This is a genomic window from Pseudohongiella sp. (genome assembly GCF_040877505.1).
GTDB lineage: Bacteria > Pseudomonadota > Gammaproteobacteria > Pseudomonadales > Pseudohongiellaceae > Pseudohongiella.
Window position 1 is genome coordinate 85901 of the sequence record NZ_JBBDNQ010000008.1, and the last position, 19917, is coordinate 105817.

General features: G+C 57.7%; 20 protein-coding genes. 5 read left to right on the top strand and 15 right to left on the bottom strand.

The annotated features are described in order from the left end of the window. The first annotated feature begins 50 nt into the window (after positions 1–50). From radC to rpmG, 3 genes are all read left to right on the top strand, one after another. The gene (gene radC, locus WD071_RS02950; protein ID WP_368046825.1) at positions 51–725 is read left to right on the top strand and encodes a DNA repair protein RadC; all 675 of its coding nucleotides are present in this window, start codon (positions 51–53) and stop codon (positions 723–725) included. Positions 726–826: 101 nt separating this feature from the next. Continuing rightward, positions 827–1063 (top strand): 50S ribosomal protein L28, encoded by a 237-nt coding sequence (rpmB, locus tag WD071_RS02955; RefSeq protein WP_368046826.1) that lies wholly within the window; start codon positions 827–829, stop codon positions 1061–1063. A gap of 52 nt (positions 1064–1115) precedes the next feature. After that, positions 1116–1271, top strand: a complete 156-nt coding sequence (gene rpmG / locus WD071_RS02960) for a 50S ribosomal protein L33 (RefSeq protein ID WP_070116990.1) — start codon at positions 1116–1118, stop codon at positions 1269–1271. Positions 1272–1426: 155 nt separating this feature from the next. Here the strand turns inward: rpmG and WD071_RS02965 are convergent, their stop codons facing one another. The 4 genes from WD071_RS02965 to WD071_RS02980 form a co-directional block, all read right to left on the bottom strand. Further along, complete coding sequence (locus WD071_RS02965; protein ID WP_368046827.1) at positions 1427–2395, bottom strand: helix-turn-helix domain-containing protein; 969 nt, start codon at positions 2393–2395, stop codon at positions 1427–1429. Positions 2396–2545: 150 nt separating this feature from the next. Continuing rightward, on the bottom strand, positions 2546–3538 hold the full coding sequence (cmoB, locus tag WD071_RS02970) for a tRNA 5-methoxyuridine(34)/uridine 5-oxyacetic acid(34) synthase CmoB (protein WP_368046828.1): 993 nt from the start codon (positions 3536–3538) through the stop codon (positions 2546–2548). After that, entirely contained in the window at positions 3538–4278 is a 741-nt protein-coding gene (cmoA, locus tag WD071_RS02975; protein WP_368046829.1) for a carboxy-S-adenosyl-L-methionine synthase CmoA, read from the bottom strand. Before cmoA ends, cmoB begins: the two co-directional genes overlap by 1 nt. 25 nt (positions 4279–4303) lie before the next feature. Further along, a complete protein-coding gene (locus WD071_RS02980; protein WP_368046830.1) occupies positions 4304–4729 on the bottom strand; it encodes an HIT family protein in 426 nt (141 codons plus the stop codon). A 124-nt stretch (positions 4730–4853) separates the two neighbouring features. On the opposite strand from WD071_RS02980, the gene WD071_RS02985 reads away from it, so the two are divergent. Next, complete coding sequence (locus tag WD071_RS02985; protein WP_368046831.1) at positions 4854–5591, top strand: M48 family metallopeptidase; 738 nt, start codon at positions 4854–4856, stop codon at positions 5589–5591. A 59-nt stretch (positions 5592–5650) separates the two neighbouring features. Here WD071_RS02985 and WD071_RS02990 read toward each other — a convergent pair whose 3' ends face one another. The 8 genes from WD071_RS02990 to rpoH all read right to left on the bottom strand — a co-directional run bounded on the left by WD071_RS02990 (position 5651) and on the right by rpoH (position 14748). Continuing rightward, the gene (locus WD071_RS02990) at positions 5651–7648 is read right to left on the bottom strand and encodes a TRAP transporter permease (protein WP_368046832.1); all 1998 of its coding nucleotides are present in this window, start codon (positions 7646–7648) and stop codon (positions 5651–5653) included. A gap of 42 nt (positions 7649–7690) precedes the next feature. Continuing rightward, positions 7691–8902: a TAXI family TRAP transporter solute-binding subunit gene (locus tag WD071_RS02995; protein WP_368046833.1), complete on the bottom strand. Its 1212-nt coding sequence runs from the start codon at positions 8900–8902 to the stop codon at positions 7691–7693. Positions 8903–9069: 167 nt separating this feature from the next. Further along, entirely contained in the window at positions 9070–11349 is a 2280-nt protein-coding gene (locus WD071_RS03000; protein WP_368046834.1) for a sialidase family protein, read from the bottom strand. A 63-nt stretch (positions 11350–11412) separates the two neighbouring features. After that, positions 11413–12132 carry a tRNA (guanosine(46)-N7)-methyltransferase TrmB gene (gene trmB / locus WD071_RS03005; RefSeq protein WP_368046835.1) on the bottom strand — a complete coding sequence of 240 codons (720 nt, stop codon included), beginning with the start codon at positions 12130–12132 and terminating at the stop codon, positions 11413–11415. A gap of 1 nt (position 12133) precedes the next feature. Then, positions 12134–12934, bottom strand: coding sequence for a thiazole synthase (locus WD071_RS03010; RefSeq protein ID WP_368046836.1), 801 nt, complete (start codon positions 12932–12934; stop codon positions 12134–12136). A gap of 73 nt (positions 12935–13007) precedes the next feature. After that, positions 13008–13208 carry a sulfur carrier protein ThiS gene (gene thiS / locus WD071_RS03015; RefSeq protein WP_368046837.1) on the bottom strand — a complete coding sequence of 67 codons (201 nt, stop codon included), beginning with the start codon at positions 13206–13208 and terminating at the stop codon, positions 13008–13010. Between the two features lie 54 nt (positions 13209–13262). Continuing rightward, the gene (locus WD071_RS03020; RefSeq protein ID WP_368046838.1) at positions 13263–13643 is read right to left on the bottom strand and encodes a DUF423 domain-containing protein; all 381 of its coding nucleotides are present in this window, start codon (positions 13641–13643) and stop codon (positions 13263–13265) included. A gap of 244 nt (positions 13644–13887) precedes the next feature. Further along, entirely contained in the window at positions 13888–14748 is an 861-nt protein-coding gene (gene rpoH / locus WD071_RS03025) for an RNA polymerase sigma factor RpoH (RefSeq protein WP_368046840.1), read from the bottom strand. Positions 14749–14874: 126 nt separating this feature from the next. Here rpoH and WD071_RS03030 point away from each other — a divergent pair, with 126 nt between their 5' ends. Beyond that, positions 14875–17019 (top strand): M13 family metallopeptidase, encoded by a 2145-nt coding sequence (locus tag WD071_RS03030; RefSeq protein WP_368046841.1) that lies wholly within the window; start codon positions 14875–14877, stop codon positions 17017–17019. Here WD071_RS03030 and ftsX read toward each other — a convergent pair. From ftsX to ftsY, 3 genes are read right to left on the bottom strand one after another with little or no spacing between them, the layout of a single operon-like run. Continuing rightward, positions 17006–17968 carry a permease-like cell division protein FtsX gene (gene ftsX, locus WD071_RS03035; protein ID WP_368046842.1) on the bottom strand — a complete coding sequence of 321 codons (963 nt, stop codon included), beginning with the start codon at positions 17966–17968 and terminating at the stop codon, positions 17006–17008. The genes WD071_RS03030 and ftsX overlap by 14 nt on opposite strands. Next, a complete protein-coding gene (gene ftsE, locus WD071_RS03040) occupies positions 17965–18672 on the bottom strand; it encodes a cell division ATP-binding protein FtsE (RefSeq protein WP_368046843.1) in 708 nt (235 codons plus the stop codon). Before ftsE ends, ftsX begins: the two co-directional genes overlap by 4 nt. Beyond that, a complete protein-coding gene (gene ftsY / locus WD071_RS03045) occupies positions 18659–19870 on the bottom strand; it encodes a signal recognition particle-docking protein FtsY (protein WP_368046844.1) in 1212 nt (403 codons plus the stop codon). Before ftsY ends, ftsE begins: the two co-directional genes overlap by 14 nt. Positions 19871–19917 lie beyond the last annotated feature (47 nt).

Below are 19917 nucleotides of genomic sequence, written 5' to 3' on the forward strand. Positions count from 1 at the left end.
GCCGGGGCGTGCACAACGGCGACACTGCTTTGTTTCACGGAGGAAACAGCATGAGGATAAAGGATTGGCCTGCAAAAGAGCGTCCACGCGAAAAACTGCTACAGAACGGGCCCGCCAGCCTGTCTGATGCTGAGCTGCTGGCGGTGTTCCTGCGTACCGGTATCGTGGGCAAAAGCGCGCTGGACGTGGCCAGAGAGCTGCTCAGTGACTTTGGCAGCCTGACCCGCATACTGTCAGCAACATTTGATGATTTTTGCCGCAGAGACGGTCTGGGGCCGGGCAAGTATGTGCAATTTCAGGCAGTGCTGGAGCTGGCACGGCGCTATATGGGAGAACGACTGGCAGAAAGTGACGCGCTGACCAACTCGGACCTGACCCGCGACTATTTGCGGGCGCGCATGGGTGACTATCAGCAGGAAGTATTTGCCTGTCTTTATCTCAACAATCAGCATAGAGTTGTGGCCATGGAGGAGTTGTTCCGTGGCACTATCGATGGCGCTGCAGTGTATCCGCGTGAAGTAGTCCGGCGTTGTCTGCATAATAACGCGGCCGCGGTCATCTTCGCCCACAACCACCCGTCCGGGCTGGCCGAGCCCAGCCAGGCGGACATTGCGATTACCAATCGCCTGAAGCTGGCCCTGAACACCATCGATGTGCGGGTGCTTGATCATGTGGTGGTGGGACGCTTGGAAGTGGTGTCATTTGCCGAAAGAGGACTGTTATGAGCAAAATTGCTTGTTTTAGCGGCTCTATTTTGGTATAAAACGCAGCTCTTTTTTTCCGGCAGCACCCGGAGCAGATTACGAAACCGTAACGAGGCAAGGTCATGGCTAATGTATGTATGGTAACCGGCAAGAAGCCGATTACAGGAAACAACGTCTCTCACGCAAACAACCGTACGCGACGTCGTTTTTCCCCGAATATCCACACACACCGCTTCTGGGTTGAGTCCGAGAACCGTTTTGTGAAACTGAAAGTGTCTACAAAAGGCATGCGCACAATCGACAAGAACGGTATCGATGCCGTATTGGTCAATGTCCGCGCCAATGGCATAAAGGTCTAAACACCCCCCGCGGTGTAAATTAAATATCTATCCAGACAGATGGTGAGCAGCGATGCGCGATAAAATTAAACTGGTTTCCTCAGCAGGCACCGGTCACTTCTATACGACTGACAAGAACAAGCGTACGACGCCAGACAAGATCGAAATCAAGAAGTTCGATCCCAAGGCGCGCAAGCATGTGATGTACAAAGAATCCAAGATCAAGTAAGACGGTTTTTGGCTGGCGCCGCCGCCAGCTGACCGGCGCTGACTTCTTCCTCTGGCTTTTTGCCTCGTCCCAAACGCTTCGGAATCATAAAAAACCCGGCTTGCCAAATCAGCAAGCCGGGTTTTTGTGTGCCTGAGTTTTCCGTTTGTTTCGTGTTACTTCTGCTTGCTCAGCGCCTTGATCAGTTTCTGGGTCGATGCCAGCAGCTTCGGATCGGTTTCAAACTCCTTTTTCAGCTTGCCGACCGTGGTCGATACCGTGCCATAGCGTTTCAGCTTGAACAGCCGGGCGATGGTCTGCAGGGTTGACGCTGACAGCTCCTGACACAGATACATGGCAACCCAGCGCGGGACATTTTTGGAGCCGGGACCGCGGGCAGCCTGATAAATGCTGTCTTCCGAGACCTTAAAGTGAGCAGCCACTGCGCTGACGATGTCTTTGCATGAGGGCCGCCACTTGGCGTTGGCACCGCGCGACACACCCCTGGGTTTGCTGGCGCTGCGCTTGTTGCTGGCAGATTTGCGGAACTTCTCATCCCCCATGACAGAGGACAGGTTCTTTTTGCCGTAAAAATGCGCCAGCTCATCATCGACGCCGGCCTGAACATAGTCGGCATACTGCTGATAACGACGATTGGCCGGTCCGTCAATCTGGGCCAGTGCCTCATCGCGTACCAGCCAGCTCTGCGGCTTGACCTTGTTGGTATACGCCAGATAGCTGGACCAGGCATTGGTTTCCAGATCCTGCTTTCTTATGCCCAGGTGAATGTAGCGGGAGAGCGGCAGCAGGTATTTTTCAGGCTGCACCAAAACCGCTTTGTAGCGACCACGGAACAACGACCCTTCGCTTTTTTTCAGACGCTGGTAGTACTGCGTATACAACCCGTCAATCTGCCGCATGAAACGGCTGAGATTGCCTTCGGGTGTTTTCAACAGAAGGTGGTACTGATCCTTCATCAGGGAATACGCATGAACCTGGACGTTCAGGCGCAGGCAGGTCTCTTCAAGAGCCTGGAGGAATGCCTCATAGTAACGTGCGGAGGGAAATGCTTTTTGCCCTTCGACTGCGAAGTTTGAGACGTGGTAATACGCATCGGGATATTCGATTCGAAGTGGACGTGCCATGGGTGCAGTTCCTTATTTTTTTTGTTATTTATTTTAAATTAACCAGAGGTTAATTTCTTATTGCTGTCTATTTAATTAGAGTTGACCCCACATCAAGATCTATAGTGAACCAAGTTTGCAGCACAGGTCAATATAAACTTTAAATATCCGTCAGTTGCGTTTTGGGGGTGCCGTAGCCAGAGTAATGGCGCGCTTCGGTGCCGGCAAGCCTTCAACACTAAGTGCCGGGTTATGCGGGTCCAGACCATCACGAAGCGACTGAAATGGCATCCACGATGTTGTCCGTTGTTCATGGCTGTCGGTGGCATTGACGTCCACCGTGCGCACATCCCGGAAGCCACAGCGTCGCAGCCAGCTTTCAGTGGTGGCTACTGACGGTAAAAACCAGACGTTCCTCATCTGGCAATATCGGTCTTCCGGCATCAGAGCATAACCGTCCGGTCCATCAACAACCAGCGATTCGAGCACCAGCTCGCCGCCTGCGCGCAGGCAGCTTTGCAGCTGAAACAGATGGTCTATGGGCGAACGCCGGTGGTACAGCACACCCATGGAAAACACGGTGTCAAAAACACCGGATTTGTCCGGAAACTGGTCCAGCGTAATGGGAAGCACAAACACGGCCAGGTGTCGCAGAAAGTGCTGCATCAACCGGTACTGGAAAAAATAGGCCGGGTGCGGATCCACGCCCAGCACCATGTCGGCATTTTCACCCAGCATGCGGTAGCAGTGATAGCCGTTGCCGCAACCCACATCCAGCACGCGGCGGCCAGCCAGCGGCTGAATATGCGGCAACAGCCGGTCCCATTTCATGTCCGAGCGCCACTCGGTATCGATGTCGACACCAAACAGCGACCAGGGCCCCTTGCGCCAGGGCATAAAGGTACGAGCAGCCTTCTCAATGACGGCCTGTTGTTCTGCGGTGCAGTCCCCAGCCTGCCCGATACGCACCTGGGTGGCCAGATCAATACTGCTGGCGCGTATCGCCGGCAGCTCATCGAACAGCGTGAGCCAGCGTTCGGTCAAGCCGTGCTTGCGGGAATACAGATAGGCTTCACTGGCGTAGTCGCTGAGCGCTTCCAGCGGGGTGTCCTGCAACAGCAGACGCAGTCGCTGATCAGCCTCGGTATCGCGGGCATGCCACATCAGCGTACCGCAACCATGGAGGCAAAATTGAAACACTGGAACCAGACGTCGCAGGATTGGAACCCCGCGTCCTGCAAACGTTGTTTGTGATCGTCAATGGTTTCCGGCACCAGAACATTCTCCAGCGCCGCACGCTTCTGGCTGACCTCCAGCTGTGAGTAACCCCGTGCCAGCTTGAATTCGTGATACAGGTCGATGAACAGCTCATTCAGGGCCGGTGCCGGGAAGCGTATTTTCTCTGACAGGATAAGGATGCCGCCCGGTTGCAGGCCATCGTATATTTTCCGGATCAGGGCAGCGCGTCTGGCGGGGGCAATAAACTGCAGTGTGAAATTGAGCACGACCACTGACGCATTGCTGATCTCGGTGTCGCAGACATCTTCACACACAACCGTGACCGGCAGTTTTGCTGACGCAGGCTCCGCCAGCGCTTTTTCCAGTCGCGTGACCATGGCCGGTGAGTTGTCGATGGCATACAGGTGGTAGTGCTGGTGTGGCATCTGGTGCGCCATCGCAAGACTGGCGCCGCCAAGCGAGCAGCCCAGGTCATACATATTGGAACCGGGCGTGCAGTAACGGGCGGACAGCACACCGATCATGGACAGAATGGTAGCGTAGCCGGGCACCGAGCGATTGATCATGTCGGTAAACACGGCCGCCACTTTCTCATCAAAAACAAAGTCCGATCGCGCCTGCGGGCTGGCAAAAATATTGTCATGCTGCTTGCCGGTAGTGCTCATATCAATGCTCTTGAGGGACGGGCGTTCAACCTTCGTCGGGGATCGTCTGATGACCTGCATCGCGCAGTGCCTGGCGAATACGGCAGGCGGTGCCCAGTTGCGCCTCCGCGTCGCGTTCCTGAGCCAGGGCAAAATTCAGATCACTGATGGCCGTGATGGGTACCAGATGGATATGGGCGTGACGCACCTCAAGACCGGCGATCATCATGCCGACCTTTTCGCAGGGGAACAGGCTGCGCAGGGTACGCGACAGTGTGTTGGCCACATTGAACACGTGGGCATTGAGCCCGGCATCCATATCGTCCCAATGGTCCACCTCTTCATGAGGTATCACCAGCAGATGGCCCACCCGGATCGGTTTGATGGTCAGAATCGCGAAACAGCGACCATCGTCCCACAATACGTGGCCGGGTAAATCACCCTGGCGGATTCGGGTAAACAGGCTGCTCATAAGCTCGACTCTTGCTTGGACAATGGGGGGCAGGGCGCTATTATGCGGGATTTCGTGTTACAGTCCAACCGCTCAGGATCCACCACACTGACCTTTGACGACTGGATCTTACGACGACAAATCCGTGTTTAAATCTATGTTCAATCAGCGCCCGCAGGCCGACGATGAGACCCTGGCGATAGACGGATTGCCATTGCCCTGTCATCTGGTCCGCAGTCGTCGCAAAAGTCTGGCCGTGCATGTGCGTCATGACCGCATTGAGGTGCGCGCACCCCTGACCATCGCGCGCAGGGATATTCTGCAGTTTCTGTCCCGGCATCAGGCCTGGGTTTGCCGCAAACACAAAGAAAAGGTACAACGCGCCGCCGAGCATCTGTCATTGGTCGACGGCAGCGAAATTCTGTACAAGGCACGTATCCTGACCATTCGTTTGCACGTGGCGCCGCGTAGCTCGGTTGAGGTCACCCCCACGCATCTGCATATCAGTGGCCCTGATCTGAGTCCGGAAAAAGTGGCAGCTATTTTCAAGGGCTGGTTGCAGGCGCAGGCCAAAGCCTGGCTGCCAGCGCGCACGCATGCCCTGGCGCAGCATCTGGGTGTTGGCCACAAACTCAAAGAGGTGGTGTTTCGCAAAACCCGCAGCAAGTGGGGACATTGCACCGCGCAGGGGCGCATTCAGTATAACTGGCTTATCATGCTGGCGCCCGATGGCGTCATTGATTACATGATCTGCCATGAAGTGTGCCACCTGCTGCACATGAATCATTCACCGGCCTACTGGCAGTCAGTATCCCGCGTGTGCCCGGACTACAAGCGCTATGTCGGCTGGCTCAAGCGCCAAGAGCACCGGCTGTGGTTCTGACACCGGGCGAAGTGCCGGGTCAGGTCACAGGCGGCCGAATCAGGCCACAGGCGGCCGAGTCAGGCCACGGGTAATAGCCGCTTGCGCTGCAGCAGAGTGATGCCCAGGCCCGCTGCCAGAAAACCAGCGCACACCACGATCAGGACTACCTGGCTGAAACCATACAGGCCGCCTGCCGGTGTCACCAGCGCCAGGCCCGCAATGGCGACACAGCCGCGTGACACCAGGCCCAGTTTGTCTTCACCGATGCGACCGAAGCCCAGCAGATAGCCCTGCAGACCGGCCGAGATCAATGCCACGCCGATCAGTGCGGTACCCACATTCTGCGCGATGCCGGCAAATTCACCCTGCAACAGCAGGGCAGGATTCAGCACAAAGAAAAACGGAATAAAGTAAATGATTGCGCCCAGGCGCATGGCTTCCCAGCCCGCACGCATGGCGGAGACCTGGGCGACCGAGGCAGCAGCAAAGGCTGCCAGCGCCACCGGTGGCGTGATAAAGCTGAGCATGCCCCAGTACATGATGAACATATGCGAGGCCAGCGGATCCAGACCGGCATTAATCAGAGCCGGGGCCAGCACGATAGCCAGGAAAATATAGGCGGCAGTGACTGTCATGCCGATGCCCAGCACAAAACTGGTCAGTGCGCCCATGATCAGCAGCACCAGTACATTGTCACCGGCCAGATACACCAGATCGTTAGCCAGCGTGCCAGCCATGCCGGTGACCGCAAGCGAGCCGACGATCAGACCGATAGCTGCCAGTATACCTGCCAGTTCCGCCATCAACCGCCCGGTGGCTGCTACCATCAGCAGGAACTTGTCCAGGTTCATTTTGTGCATGGTGAACTGGTTGATAATGAGCAGCGCCGCAGTGGCGATAAATGGCGCGGTAGCCTCGCGCTGCATATAGACCAGCATGAACGTCAGCACCACAAACACGGCAATGAAGTACCAGCCCTCCCTGAACACTTTGCCCAGGCTGGGCAGTTCATCTTTGGGCAGACCTTCCAGTTTGTTGCGCGCCGCGTAGGCATCAATCTGCATGAACAGGCCATAGAAATACAACAACGACGGCACGATCGCTGCCACTGCTACGGTGACATAACTCACGCCCAGAAAGCTCGCCATGACAAACGCAGTTGCACCCATGATAGGTGGCATCAGCACGCCGCCGGTGGAGGCACAGGCCTCGACCCCGGCCGCATAACCGCGCGAGAATCCGGTGCGGCGCATGGCGGGAATGGACAGCGGACCGGTGGTCAGTACATTGGTGATAGGCCCACCGCTCATCGAGCCCATCAGGCCGCTGGAGAAAATGGCCACTTTGGCGGCGCCACCCCGTTTGTGGCCCAGCAGGGCAAAGGCAAAATTGATAAAAAACGGACCACCGCCGGTGTACTGAAGTGCCACACCAAACAGAATGAAGCCAAATACCAGCATGGCAAAGGAATTCAGCGCTACCCCGAACACGCTTTCTTCACCGAGCACATGGAAAATGGCAATGTCGTGAATCGGCATGCCGATGCCGGCTATCACATCAGGCATCCTGTCGGCGTAGGTTGGATACAGTGACAGTACCAGCACAATAAAAAATATCGGCCAGCCCCCGGCGCGTCGCCCGGCTTCCAGAATGATCACCCAGGTCACCAGTGCCAGCACGATGCCTTCGACGGGCGCTGCATACTCCCAGGCATCAAGAATGATGCGCTCAGCGTTAATGGCGAAATAGGAAAAGATGACGGCTATGGCGGCCATGATCACTTTGTCATACCACGGCACAAAGTTCAGATTGCTTTTGTGCGAAGGAAACGTGATAAACACCATGATCAGCATCAGGCCGGTAAGCAGGTACAGGTAACGCCCGTCGAGCATGGTGAAATCAACAAAAAAGCCCAGAGCAAATATCTGGTTGATGGCCAGCAGCGAGGCCAGCGCGGTCAGCGTGGCCATCACCACGCGCCAGTTTTTGGTGAGTTCACGGTAGCGCCCGATCGCGGGCAACTCGGAATCGTCTTCTTTGGGTGGTGCAATCGGTGGAATGATGCTGTTACTCATGGGCAGTCGTCTTGTTTTTGATAGTGATTATAGATGCACGCGTCACTGCGTTTCGGCCAGCGTAACCAGACCCAGCTCGGCCAGCCTCTGCTCGCGGAACTCAAGCCAGCCCGCTTCGAAGGCGGCGCGGTCTTCGGGGGCAGACTCGTTGTACGCCTGCCATGCTTCCATCAGCACGCGTTGGCGATTCAGATTGGCCTGCTGATTGGCTTCGGCCTCCGGCGTCCAGATGCCGATTTCCCTGAAGTAACGGATGGCGCCTTCGTGATACGGGATAAAAGCGTTTTCCAGTTGCTGGCCGTGAATGCGCCAGCCATTGGCACCCGGCGCTGAATTCTTGTATTCGTCGTAGTGCAGCGCTATGACCTTGGTCATGCCGTAAACCATGTTGGCATCGGCGTCGTCCATGGCCACCAGCAAGGGGTAGGCCGAGGTGAATACATTGATCCCCTCGTCCTCATCAATGGCAGGCCCCTCGGTGGCGACGTGAGGAACATACCAGGGCAGGCGGTTGCGCACCCGGGTCACGGCTTCGGCATCATCCGGTGAGAACTCGACCCAGTACAGACCGCGGGGCGACGTTTCCAGGCGCAGGAAGGGCGGCGAATTGCAGGCACCGCCAGCGACGTCAGCACGGTTGTTGATAACCGCATCGATGGAGGCGTTGTAACCGCCCACCTCAACCATTTCCACGTCATCCCAGGTCAGGCTGGCGTAGGACAGCAGTGCGGTCAGCGCGTTGTTCAGCGAGGGAGCGCCCTGGACCCAGGTCACCCGTTTGCCCCGGATATCTTCAACTTCACGGATGTCGGCATCGGCCGCGGTGGCCAGGCTGAATGAACAACTGGTGGAGTAATTGGACAACACGGCGCGGATCGGCTGCGGGCCCCAGATGCGGGAGGCAAAATTGAGGATGCCTTCCTGCGCGTATACTGCTTCTGAGCCACCTGCCGACATGTGTACGCGGCCAGCGTTCAGGGTGGCCAGGCGAGACACGTCATTGCGCCCGGGGACCACACGCAGGTTGACGCCGTATTGACGCTGCAGGATATTGCCGATGGCAACCGCCTGACTGTAACCCCCGGTGCCGGTCGGGTAGGCCGACCAGGCGACGGTTCGTGGCATGTCCAGCTGACCTGCCAGTGGATTCTCCGGCAGCTCCTCGACACCGCAGGCGGCCAGGGTGGCGGTTGACAGGGCCAGTATGCCAGCGTGGACGAGTCGGCGGGCGCGGCGTGGGACCAGTGTAGGCATCTGTGATAAAACTCCTGATGGGGCAAATGCAGCCTGTGTCCACCGGAGATAAATGCCCAGTGTTTATTGTTGTCAGGCCGAATACATAACGCCGAAGAATAACGTAGCTATAGCGCCATTGCCAGAGCAGGCATCAAACGTTCGTCACCCCCGTCAGCAGGTACGACTCAAGGCAAATCTGCCAGAGGAACCTCCCCGTAGCGGTTCTTGCCTGAACCACCGTCCGCACCGGCGTCATAAACGTAACCATAAACGCGTTCTGCGCCAGTCCCCTTGAGTTGCGCACCGCGCACCCACTGGGCATTGACACCCTCTACCTGCAGGGTCGCCGACTGCCAGCGGCCTTCTGCATCTGCATAGGTGTGAAAGATATGGCGGCTTTCTTCGTCAATGAACAGTACCTGCACGCGGTCGCCATCGGCAATGGCGTCTGCCCCGGTCTGGTCGGCATCCACCGCATTCTGGACCACAGTATGATCACTCACCCTGACTGCTTCGTTTAGTTCGCCATCGGGTGTGACCCGCCGTTCCCACAGATGGCCACTGTTCACGCGGTAGATAATGCTGACAGTGTCGCTGGCGGGCAAATACACCAGTGGCAGAATGGAGGCGACATCGGTCGGGTCGCTTCCCAGCTGGTTGCTGAGCTGCACAGGCGGGGTCAGGCTGTCGTCAAAGTCAATGCGGCGGTACCAGGCCGTGCCGTCATCGCCGGTGTAGGCCAGGTGCACCACGTCATCAGCGCCGGTCACCACAGACGGTCCGGACAGAGCCGGAGGCGTGTCGGCATCTATCACGGTTTCGTCGCTCCAGTTGCCTTCGGGCGAGCGGACCCGGACATGAATTTTCTGCGGGCCACCGTAAACACCGACAATGCTGCCATCAGAACGAAGCGCGATGTCTGCCACCTGGGTGGGTGGTTCTTCCGGTGAGGCCAGACGTTCATCCTGTATCAGCCAGGTGTCAGGCTGTGTGGCATGGTCCGAGGTGGCGAAGGCATGCAGCCAGACGTCGTCGGAGGTTTGATGCAGCATGTAAATGCGATCGCCGGATTGTGCAGCAGCAAAACCTTCCAGATCACCGGTTGCCGGTCGGTTGGCGCCGTCGGCCTCCTGCCAGCTTTGACCGCCGTCCGCTGATTTCACCGTCATCAGCATGTTGTCGGTTTCTGCCGGTTCCATCAGAAAATACAGATCGCCGTTACTGGCTTCAAAGGGCCCGACCCGGGCCGGCGTTTCCACAAATACCCCGCCCAGGTGGTGTGTCGGTACGGCCACCGTCACCATCGGTTGCACTGCCGATGCCAGAGGTTCACCGTCTTCAGTGGCCATTCTGAACCCATAAGTATCGCCGGTCTCATTCGTGTCAGCGCCATCGGCGTAGCGGCGGATGACCAGAGGCCATTCCCATTCGCTGTGTCCAGTGTCTGCTGTCCACGGACGCGTGGTGTCCGCAAAACTGATGCCGGAGCCGCCGCTGAAGTTCGTGCTTGATCCGGCCAGCAGGTCGGTGGTGGGTGCGCCGTGATCGAATGCGGCGCTGGCCATGATGCTGATGCGGGGCGAATGCGGCATGCCTTCGAGCACCAGATTGGCGAACGCCGCAGTGCTGTCTGCGGGTACATAAAGGCCAGTCAACGACAGTGAGGTGGCAGCGGGAAAATCGGCTGTCAGCACCAGCGCGTCATCGTTGTACTCAATGGTGGCCTGCGAGCCCTGCAGGACCACTTTCAACTCAGCCCAGCCGGTCGCAATCTCCGTGTTGCCCTCTGCCAGGCGGTTGAGTTCACCGTCAACGATACGATCGATACTGACAGTGCCACGGGTACTGAGCTCGACGCGGCTGTAGTTCTGCGGGTCGGCATACGCAAAAACGATTCCCGCACCGCCTGGTGCATCGTCGGGCAGACGAATGTCCACGGCGAATTCGACGGGGTCCCACAAGGTTTCGTGCCGACTCAGTGCTGTGGTGCCCACGGCGCCCGATGCAATTTGCAGGAAGCTACCGTCTTGGTCCCTGCCGATGCTGGCCGATGCTGCAGCACCAGTCAAAAACTGCCAGTCAGCGCCCAGATCAGCGTGATCACTGGTGGCAAAATCCAGCTCCAGCACTTTTTCCGGTTGTGGAAAATTCTCTGCGGGCATGGGCTGCCAGGGACCACCGTTGCGCTGATACTGCAGCTGATATCGTTGTTCAACGTTCACGGCTGCGTCACTCGCTGCCACCTCAAAACGCAGTCTGAAGGGTTCATCGGTAAACACGGTCGCGTTTTCATTAAGACCGGCGGCCCAGCCTGCGTCAGCATTCAGCTCGGCGCCGAAGTCACTGCGCAGGCGGAAGGCGGTTTGAGGGTCTGCAGGCGTGCTACATCCGGCGCTCAGGATGAGCAGGCAAGCGGTAACAATCAGGGCAGGAAATTTACCAGGGGAGGAGCTTGCTGTGATCATACCGGAGCTCACTTACGTTATTGGAAAGTAAACCGGTAAGACTAGCGGGCAAGTATTACGTGTTCATGACAGCCCAGGTCCGGTATATCTGAACACCAGATCCCAGACGCCGTGGCCAAGGCGTTGTCCCCGGCGTTCGAACTTGGTTTCCGGTCGGCCGGTGTCGACTGCATAGGCGCCGGTGCCCGCGGTATTCTCCAGCGCCCCGGCTGCGCTCATGACTTCCATCATGTGTTCGGCATAGTGCTGCCAGTCGGTGGCCAGATGAATGGTGCCACCTGGCACAAGTTTACGGGTCAGGTCGGCAATGAATGCGGGCTGCACCAGTCGGCGCTTGTTGTGTTTCTTCTTGTGCCAGGGATCCGGGAAAAAAATCTGTACCGTACTCAAGGAATGGTCCGCGATACAGCGTGCCAGAATCTCCACGGCATCATGACAGTAGATACGCAGATTGCTCAGTTCAAGGCGTTCAATATGTCCCAGCAGTTTGCCAACGCCCGGGCGGTGCACTTCAATGCCGATATAGTCCTGGTCCGGATTGGCTGCCGCCATTTCCGCCAGCGAGTCACCCATGCCAAAACCGATTTCCAGTACCAGCGGTGCCTGGCGCCCGAACAGCTTGGCGGTGTCCAGCGGACTGTCGACGTCATCAATCACATAGCGTGTCCAGTACTTTTCCAGCGCTTCTTTTTGCGACGCAGTCTGGCGGCCGGCGCGGATCACAAAACTACGGAGCGGGCGGTGATGCTCAGTGCCGGGTTTATCTGTTTTTGCGTCTGTCATGTCAGAAAAAAGTCCCGTCGATGGGCGACGATGCGCTGGCATACAGTTTGCGCGGCATACGTCCGGCCAGCCACGCTTCGCGGCCACTGCTGACGGCTTTCTGCATGGCCGAGGCCATCAGTACCGGGTCGCCCGCTTCAGCAATGGCGGTGTTCATCAGCACACCGTCGCAACCCAGCTCCATGGCAATGGTGGCGTCCGATGCCGTGCCGACGCCGGCATCCACAATAATGGGGACGGAGGCGTTTTCCAGAATCATGCGAATATTGTAGGGGTTGCGGATACCCAGGCCAGAGCCAATAGGGGCGCCCAATGGCATCACGGCAATGCAGCCGATCTCTTCCAGGCGCTTGGCGATCAGCGGGTCATCGCTGGTGTAAACCATGACATCAAAACCATCAGCGACCAATTGCTCCGCCGCCACCAGGGTTTCAGTGACATTGGGGTACAGCGTTTTCTGATCGCCCAGCACTTCCAGTTTGACCAGTTTATGGCCATCAAGCAGTTCGCGCGCCATGCGGCAGGTGCGCACGGCATCGGCGGCGGTATAACAGCCGGCGGTATTGGGGAGAAAGGTATACTTGTCCGGCGAGATCACGTCCAGCAGGCTGGGTTCATCTTTGTTCTGGCCCAGGTTCACCCGACGGATGGCAACGGTGATCATCTCGGCGCCACTGGCTTCCAGGGCCGCCAGGTTCTGCTGAAAGTCGGCATATTTGCCGCTGCCAATGATCAGCCGGGACCGGTAGGTTTTGCCGGCCAGTACCAGAGCCGTGTCCTGCCTGGGTTTGGTGTTTTCCATCGGGTAGATCTCCTGGGTGTATCTGAAATGCCGTGTCTGAAAGGGTGAATCTGCATCGGGTGGCGCCGATGAATCAACCGCCACCAATGGCGTGGACTATCTCTACGCGGTCGCCATCGTTCAGCAGCTGTTGATTGTGCAGGCTACGCGGAACGATATCCGCGTTCACTTCCACGGCGACCCGGCCCCGGGTCATGTCAAGTTTCTCCAGCAGGCCCAGAATGCTGGTCTGCCGGGGCAGTTCAAGCGCCTCGCCGTTTACGGTTACCTTCATGGCCATTTCCTCATTGCCTTTTTGCTGCCTTCTTACTGCCTGGGGGGGTGGTGCCTACATCGTCCGCCCGGCCAGCATGGCAACGGCAAGCAGCGCCCAGCCGGCCAGAAACGCCACACCGCCGATTGGCGTGATCGCGCCCAGCCAGCGAATGCCGCTCAGGCTCAGGATATAAAGGCTGCCGGAGAAAATCACGATGCCGGCAACAAATAACCAGCCGCTGGCGCGCAGCAAAGCCGAATCACTGAGCTGCATGGCCAGCAGTCCGACACCGAACAGGGCCAGTGCATGGTACATCTGATACTGCACACCGGTCTGGAAGATGGCGAGTAAATCTTCCGGCAGCCGGTTCTTCAAACCATGGGCGGCAAAGGCACCCAGGCCCACCGCGATAAATCCATTGATGGCAGCAAGGGCAATAAACAGACTGGGCATGATGGCACTCCGGCAGTGTCTGGGACAGGTGTTTGATTAAAACAAAAAAGCCGCTGTCATTAGCAGCGGCTTCTGTGGGGCACACAAGCATACAACGCACCCAACAGGGTGCTGAAAAGCGTTAGCGAGGCCGCCAAGGCGAGGCGAAAATGGCTAAGGAAGCGCAGTTTACACGCAGTAAATGAGCATTCCGAAGCCATTTTCAACGACGCCTTGGCAACGCAGGTAGCTTTTCAGCGCCCTGTCAGGCGACCATTGCGCCGCGTACTTTATTCATCGCATTCTTCTCCAGCTGACGAATACGCTCCGCTGACACATTGTACTTGGCGGCCAGCTCATGCAGCGTGGCTTTCTGATCAGACAGCCAGCGACTGGTGATGATGTCACGGCTGCGCTCATCAAGCTCATTCATGGCCAGGTACAAATGGTTATTCTGTTCTTCTTCCCACTGGTTTTCTTCGATGTCGACAGCCATGTCAGAGCTGTCATCCTGCAGGTAGTAGGCTGGCGACTTGTAGGCTTCGTCGTCGTCTGCTTCTGCTGTGGCATCAAAGGCCATATCGTAGGAGCTCATGCGGCCTTCCATCTGGCGCACGACGGTGGCATCGACGCCCAGATCATCTGCCACGGCCTGCGCTTCATCGTTGTTCAGCCAGCCCAGGCTCTTTTTGGCGCTGCGCAGGTTGAAGAACAGTTTGCGCTGGGCTTTGGTGGTGGCAATCTTGACGATGCGCCAGTTACGCAGAATGAATTCGTGCATTTCGGCTTTGATCCAGTGCACGGCAAACGATACCAGACGCACACCCATTTCCGGATTGAAGCGTTTGACTGCTTTCATCAGGCCGACATTGCCTTCCTGGATCAGGTCCGCCTGGGACAGACCATAACCGGAGTAGCTGCGCGCCATGTGTACAACAAAACGCAGGTGCGCAAGCACCAGCTGGCGGGCTGCTTCAAGGTCTTCCTGGTAATAATACTGGTTCGCCAGCTCCAGTTCCTGCTCCGCCGTCAAGACGGGGATACTGTTCACTGACGTCACATAGGCAGATAGGTCGCGACCCGGTACGGCCGGGCCGACTAGTTGCAAACTCTTGGCTGTTGTCATATTTCCTATGCTCACAATGTTCCTTCGTATGTTCAAACAGGTCTTTATCTGTGGATGCCCTGAGTTTATGATCAGGCTACTGAACGACCCTATTCTACCACTTTTTCTTGCATGAGTGATTATCTGATGTCCAATCCGGCAGATTTCAAGGGCCATGGTGCCCGCAAACGAATTTTTTTCTCCAGCGCAGCACCTTTCTCCCTGACTTTACTGGCTCCAGCAGCGCTGGTTGCACTGCTGAGCAGCTGTTCGCCGCAAAATAATACGCCAGAGCAGGAGGCCGCTCAAGCGCCGGTGGCAGATGAGCCCGTGTTGGGGCTGGGTGTCGACCTGGACAACATGGACCGTAGCGTGCGCCCGCAGGACGACTTCTTCCAGTACGTCAATGGCGGCTGGGTGGAGCAGAACCCTATTCCCTCTGATCGCTCACGCTGGGGTAGCTTTGATGAGCTGCGCGAAGCTGCCGAACAACATGTTCTTGATATTATTAATGAAACTGCTGCAAGTGATAACGCTGAAGGCACGTTGCCACAGAAAATCGGCGATATGTTCACCGCCTTCATGGATGCCGATACCATTGAGTCGCTGGGGGTCGAGCCTTTGGCCGAAGACCTGGCGCAGATTGATGCACTGGGCAGCCATGAGCAACTGCTGGAATACTGGGCGGGCGCCGCAGAACACAGGCGTATGGCGCCATTCGGCTACAGCATTAGCCAAGATCAGGGCCAGTCAGATCAATACATTACGGCTGTGGGACAGTCCGGTCTGGGCCTGCCTGACCGTGAATACTATCTCAGTGACAGTGACCGATACCAGGAGATACTCGGGCAATATCAGGCCCATATAAGCACCATGTTCGAGCTGGCAGGCCTGCTGGAAGGCGACGACGCGACGGCAGCGGCAAACCGGGTGCTGGACGTCGAGCGCCGTATCGCCCAGGGGCACTGGACACGTGTGCAGAACCGGGACCGAACCGCGACCTACAACCGCATGACGCCGGAGGAACTGGCGGGGTTGGCACCGGATCTCGACTGGCTGGGTTATCTTGACAGCGCCGGACTGTCTGGCATCGACGCACTGGTCGTGCGTCAGCCTACCTACCTGCAGGACGTAGCCGACTTCTACCGCGATATCAGCGTGGCCCAATGGCAGGATTATCAGCGCTACCACGTACTGCGCATGTCGGCGCCTTACCTGTCGACAGCTTTTGTCGACGAGCACTTCGACTTCTTCGGTCGCACCCTGAGTGGGCAGCCGGAAATGCGCAGCCGGGAAAAGCGTGGGGTTAATACCGTTGATTCGGTGCTGGGTTTCGCGGTCGGGCAGCTTTACGTTGAGCAGCACTTTCAGGCCGAAGCGCGTGTTCGCATGGACGCTCTGGTTCGAAATCTGTTGGCCGCTTTTGAAGTCGCCATTGATGAGCTGGAGTGGATGACGCCGGAAACCAAGGTGGAGGCACAGGCCAAACTGGCGCGACTGAACACCAAGATTGCGTATCCTGACGAGTGGCGCGACTACGATTGTCTGCAAATTGATGCCGACGACCTGATGGGCAATATTCGCCGCGCCAACGTGTGTGAATATGAGCGCATGATGGCGCGGCTGGGTCAGGAAGTGGACCGCGAAGAATGGTTCATGACGCCACAGACAGTGAATGCTTACTACAGCCCTACCATGAATGAAATCGTATTCCCGGCGGCCATCCTGCAACCGCCCTTCTTCAATGTTGAAGCCGATGATGCCATCAACTACGGTGCTATTGGTGCGGTGATCGGGCACGAAATCACCCATGCCTTTGATGATCAGGGGCGTCGTTCCGATGGGGACGGTAACCTGCGCGACTGGTGGGCAGACCAGGACGAACAGCAGTTCCGCGAACGGGCGGATTTGATGGTGTCCCAGTTTGATGCCTACGAGCCTATCGAGGGCATGAACATTCAGGGAGCGCTGGCGCTAGGGGAGAATATTGCAGACCTGGGTGGTCTGACCGTGTCCTATCAGGCGTGGCAGCGCAGCCTGCAAGGTGAAACGTCGCCCGTTATTGAGGGTTTCACCGGAGAACAGCGTTTTTTCATGGGCTGGGGCCAGATCTGGCGTATCGCCTTCCGTGACGAGGCCTTGCGTCAACAGTTGACCACCGGTCCCCACGCACCCGGCCAATATCGTGTGCGTGGGGCCCTGTCAAACATGCCGGAATTTTACGAGGCGTTTGAGGTGACCGAAGGCGACGGCATGTACCGCGAGCCAGAGGTCAGGGTTAAAATCTGGTGAGGTGACGCGACACCGACAGGCGGGCACCAAGCCAGCCCAGCACGGCGCTGCCACCCAGCAGCACCGCGCTGGCGCTGGTGCCCAGGCCCTGCAGCTGATATTGGTTGCCGTAATAAGCCAGTAGTTCGGTGGCCGGACCGCGCAGTACCAGCATCAGCAGCGCCAGCAGAATCCACGCCAGTGCCCCGCCAAGCAGGCCATACCACAGGCCGCTATACAGAAACGGGCGGGCAATGAAGCCATTGGTCGCACCAATCAGGTTCATCACCCGTATTTCCGCCTCGCGGCTGGCAATACTGGTGCGGATGCTGTTGCCGGTGATAAACAGCACAGCCAGCGACAACACCACGATCAGGGCGATGACGGCGCGCTGCGTCAGGCTCAGGAAACTGTCCAGACGCTGAAGCCACAGCTGATCCATTTGTACAAAGTCTACCCCGGGTGCGTCATCGAAGGTTTCCTGCAGCTGTTGCGCGGTTTCGTAGCGCGTATCACTGGCCTGAATCACGATGCTGGCCGGCAAGGGGTTAGTGGCCAGACTGTCGACCACATCACCCAGCCCGGACCATTCGGCGAAATCGGCAGCGGCCTGTTCCGGTGAAATGTAGTGCGCGCTGCTGACCAGGTCATGTGCTGCCATCTGTTGTTGCAGTTCATCGATAACAGAGGCATCAACATCTGTCTGCAGGTACACAGTCACCCTGTTTGCCTGCGCCAGGCTGTTGTCAAACTGGCTCAGATTTTTACCGGTGACATATAACAGGGCCGGCAGCAGCAGGGCGATGGCGATCACAGCCAGGGTCATTGCCGACCCGGCAGGTTGTTGTTGTAGCCGGCGCAGCGCATCAACGGCGCATTCCCGGTGCAGCGCTACCCAGGCTTTAAATCGCTGGCCAGGAGACAGTGTGGTTTTACTGTTGCTGCTTCTGCTGTTGGCGGCAGGGGTCATGTCCGTTGGCCCGTGTGGTTGGTGGCCGCCGCTCTGCTGGGCTGATGTTCATCCTTGATCAGGCGCCCCTGGTCCAGCGTCAGCATGCGATGTTTAAGGCGCGTAATGAGGGACAGATCGTGGCTGGCAATCAACATGCAGACACCCACCTGATTGAACTGTTCAAACAACACCATAATCTCTGCGGCCAGTTCCGGGTCCAGATTACCAGTGGGCTCATCGGCCAACAGTATCTGGGGGCGATTGACGACCGCGCGGGCAATACCCACACGCTGTTGTTCGCCACCGGAAATGGTGATGGGGTTGAGTTTTTCCTTGTCCAGCAGGCCCACCTTGTCGAGTGCTGCGCGTACGCGCCGTGCGGCTTCGTGCTTGTCATAGCCTTCAATCTGCAAGGGCAGCATGACGTTGTCGAATACGCTGCGGTCGAACAGTAACTGATGATCCTGAAAAACCACGCCGATGCGTCGCCGATAATAAGGTACCTGGCGCGGGGGCAGGCGATTGATGTTGCGGCCACCGACAAGTATCTGGCCCTGGTTGAGTTGCTCAATCAACATGATCAGTTTCAGCAGCGTACTTTTGCCGGCGCCGGAGCGGCCGGTAAGGAAGGCCATTTCGCCTTTTTCCAGCTCAAACGAAACCTGCTTGAGCGCTTCATGCCCGCCGGGGTAGCGCTTGCTGACATCGTCAAAGCGAATCATGTTTTTCAGGGTCGTTTGAGAACAGCGCGGCGACAAATTGATCGGCATCGAAGGGACGCAGGTCTTCAGCCTGCTCGCCGATACCGATAAAACGGATCGGCAGTTTCATGGCGTTGGCGATGGCAAACACCATGCCGCCCTTTGCCGTGCCATCAAGCTTGGTCAGGCACAAACCGGTCAGTTTGACCGAGTCGTTGAAACTTTTGGCCTGACTCAGTGCGTTCTGCCCGGTGGTTGCATCAAGCACCAGCATGACTTCGTGCGGCAGCTGGTCGTCCTGTTTCTTTAACACCCGGACAATTTTCTCCAGCTCCTGCATCAGGTTGGCCTTGTTGTGCAATCGACCCGCGGTGTCGGCAATCAGCACGTCGATGCCGCGCGCCTTGGCGGCCTGATAGGCATCAAAGATGACGGAGGCACTGTCGGAGCCGGAGGCCTGCGCAATCACCGGTACCTGATTGCGCTCACCCCAGGTCTGCAATTGCTCAACAGCCGCCGCGCGGAAGGTATCACCGGCCGCCAGCATGACTTTTCGGTTTTCCAGTTGAAAGCGTCGCGCCAGTTTGCCAATGGTGGTGGTCTTGCCAACACCATTTACGCCGACCACCAGGATGACATAGGGTCTGGTCTCACGCGGGATGTCCAGCGGCGCGGTGCATGGCGCCAGCAACTCGCGCAGTTCGCTTTGCAGCTGCGCCATCAGCGCATCACCGTCGTTGAGCTGCTTGCGCTTTACCTTGGCGGTGAGCGCCGCAATGACCTGATCGGTGGCCTCGATGCCGACATCGGCGGTGAGTAATTGCATCTCGATGTCGTCGAGCAGTTCGGCATCAATGATCTTGCGACCGCCCAGCAGAGACCCCAGGCCCTCGGCCAGGTTGCCGCGGGTTCGGCTCAGGCCCTGCCTCAGGCGACTGAAAAAGCCGCCTGAGGCCTCCTTTTCCGCCGGGGCGTTTGCTGCCGGGGGATTTGCTGCAGGAGGGGCCGCTACGGAAGGAGCTGCTACAGGAGGGCTTGCTTCAGGAGGCGGGGCGACCGGACTGACCGGGGTTTCAGTCTGCGGTGTTTGCTCAACAGCCGGCGCGGCAGCGCTCGCCCCGGCCTCTGGCGTGGTATCCGCTTCGATCGCTGGATTGGCGCTGTCTTTATCTTTGTCTTTGCGTTTCTTGATAAAACCGAACATAGGGGACGTACTCAAAATACTGGAGCGCTGGCAACAGCCAAGCGAGAAGCGCTAGTCTAACA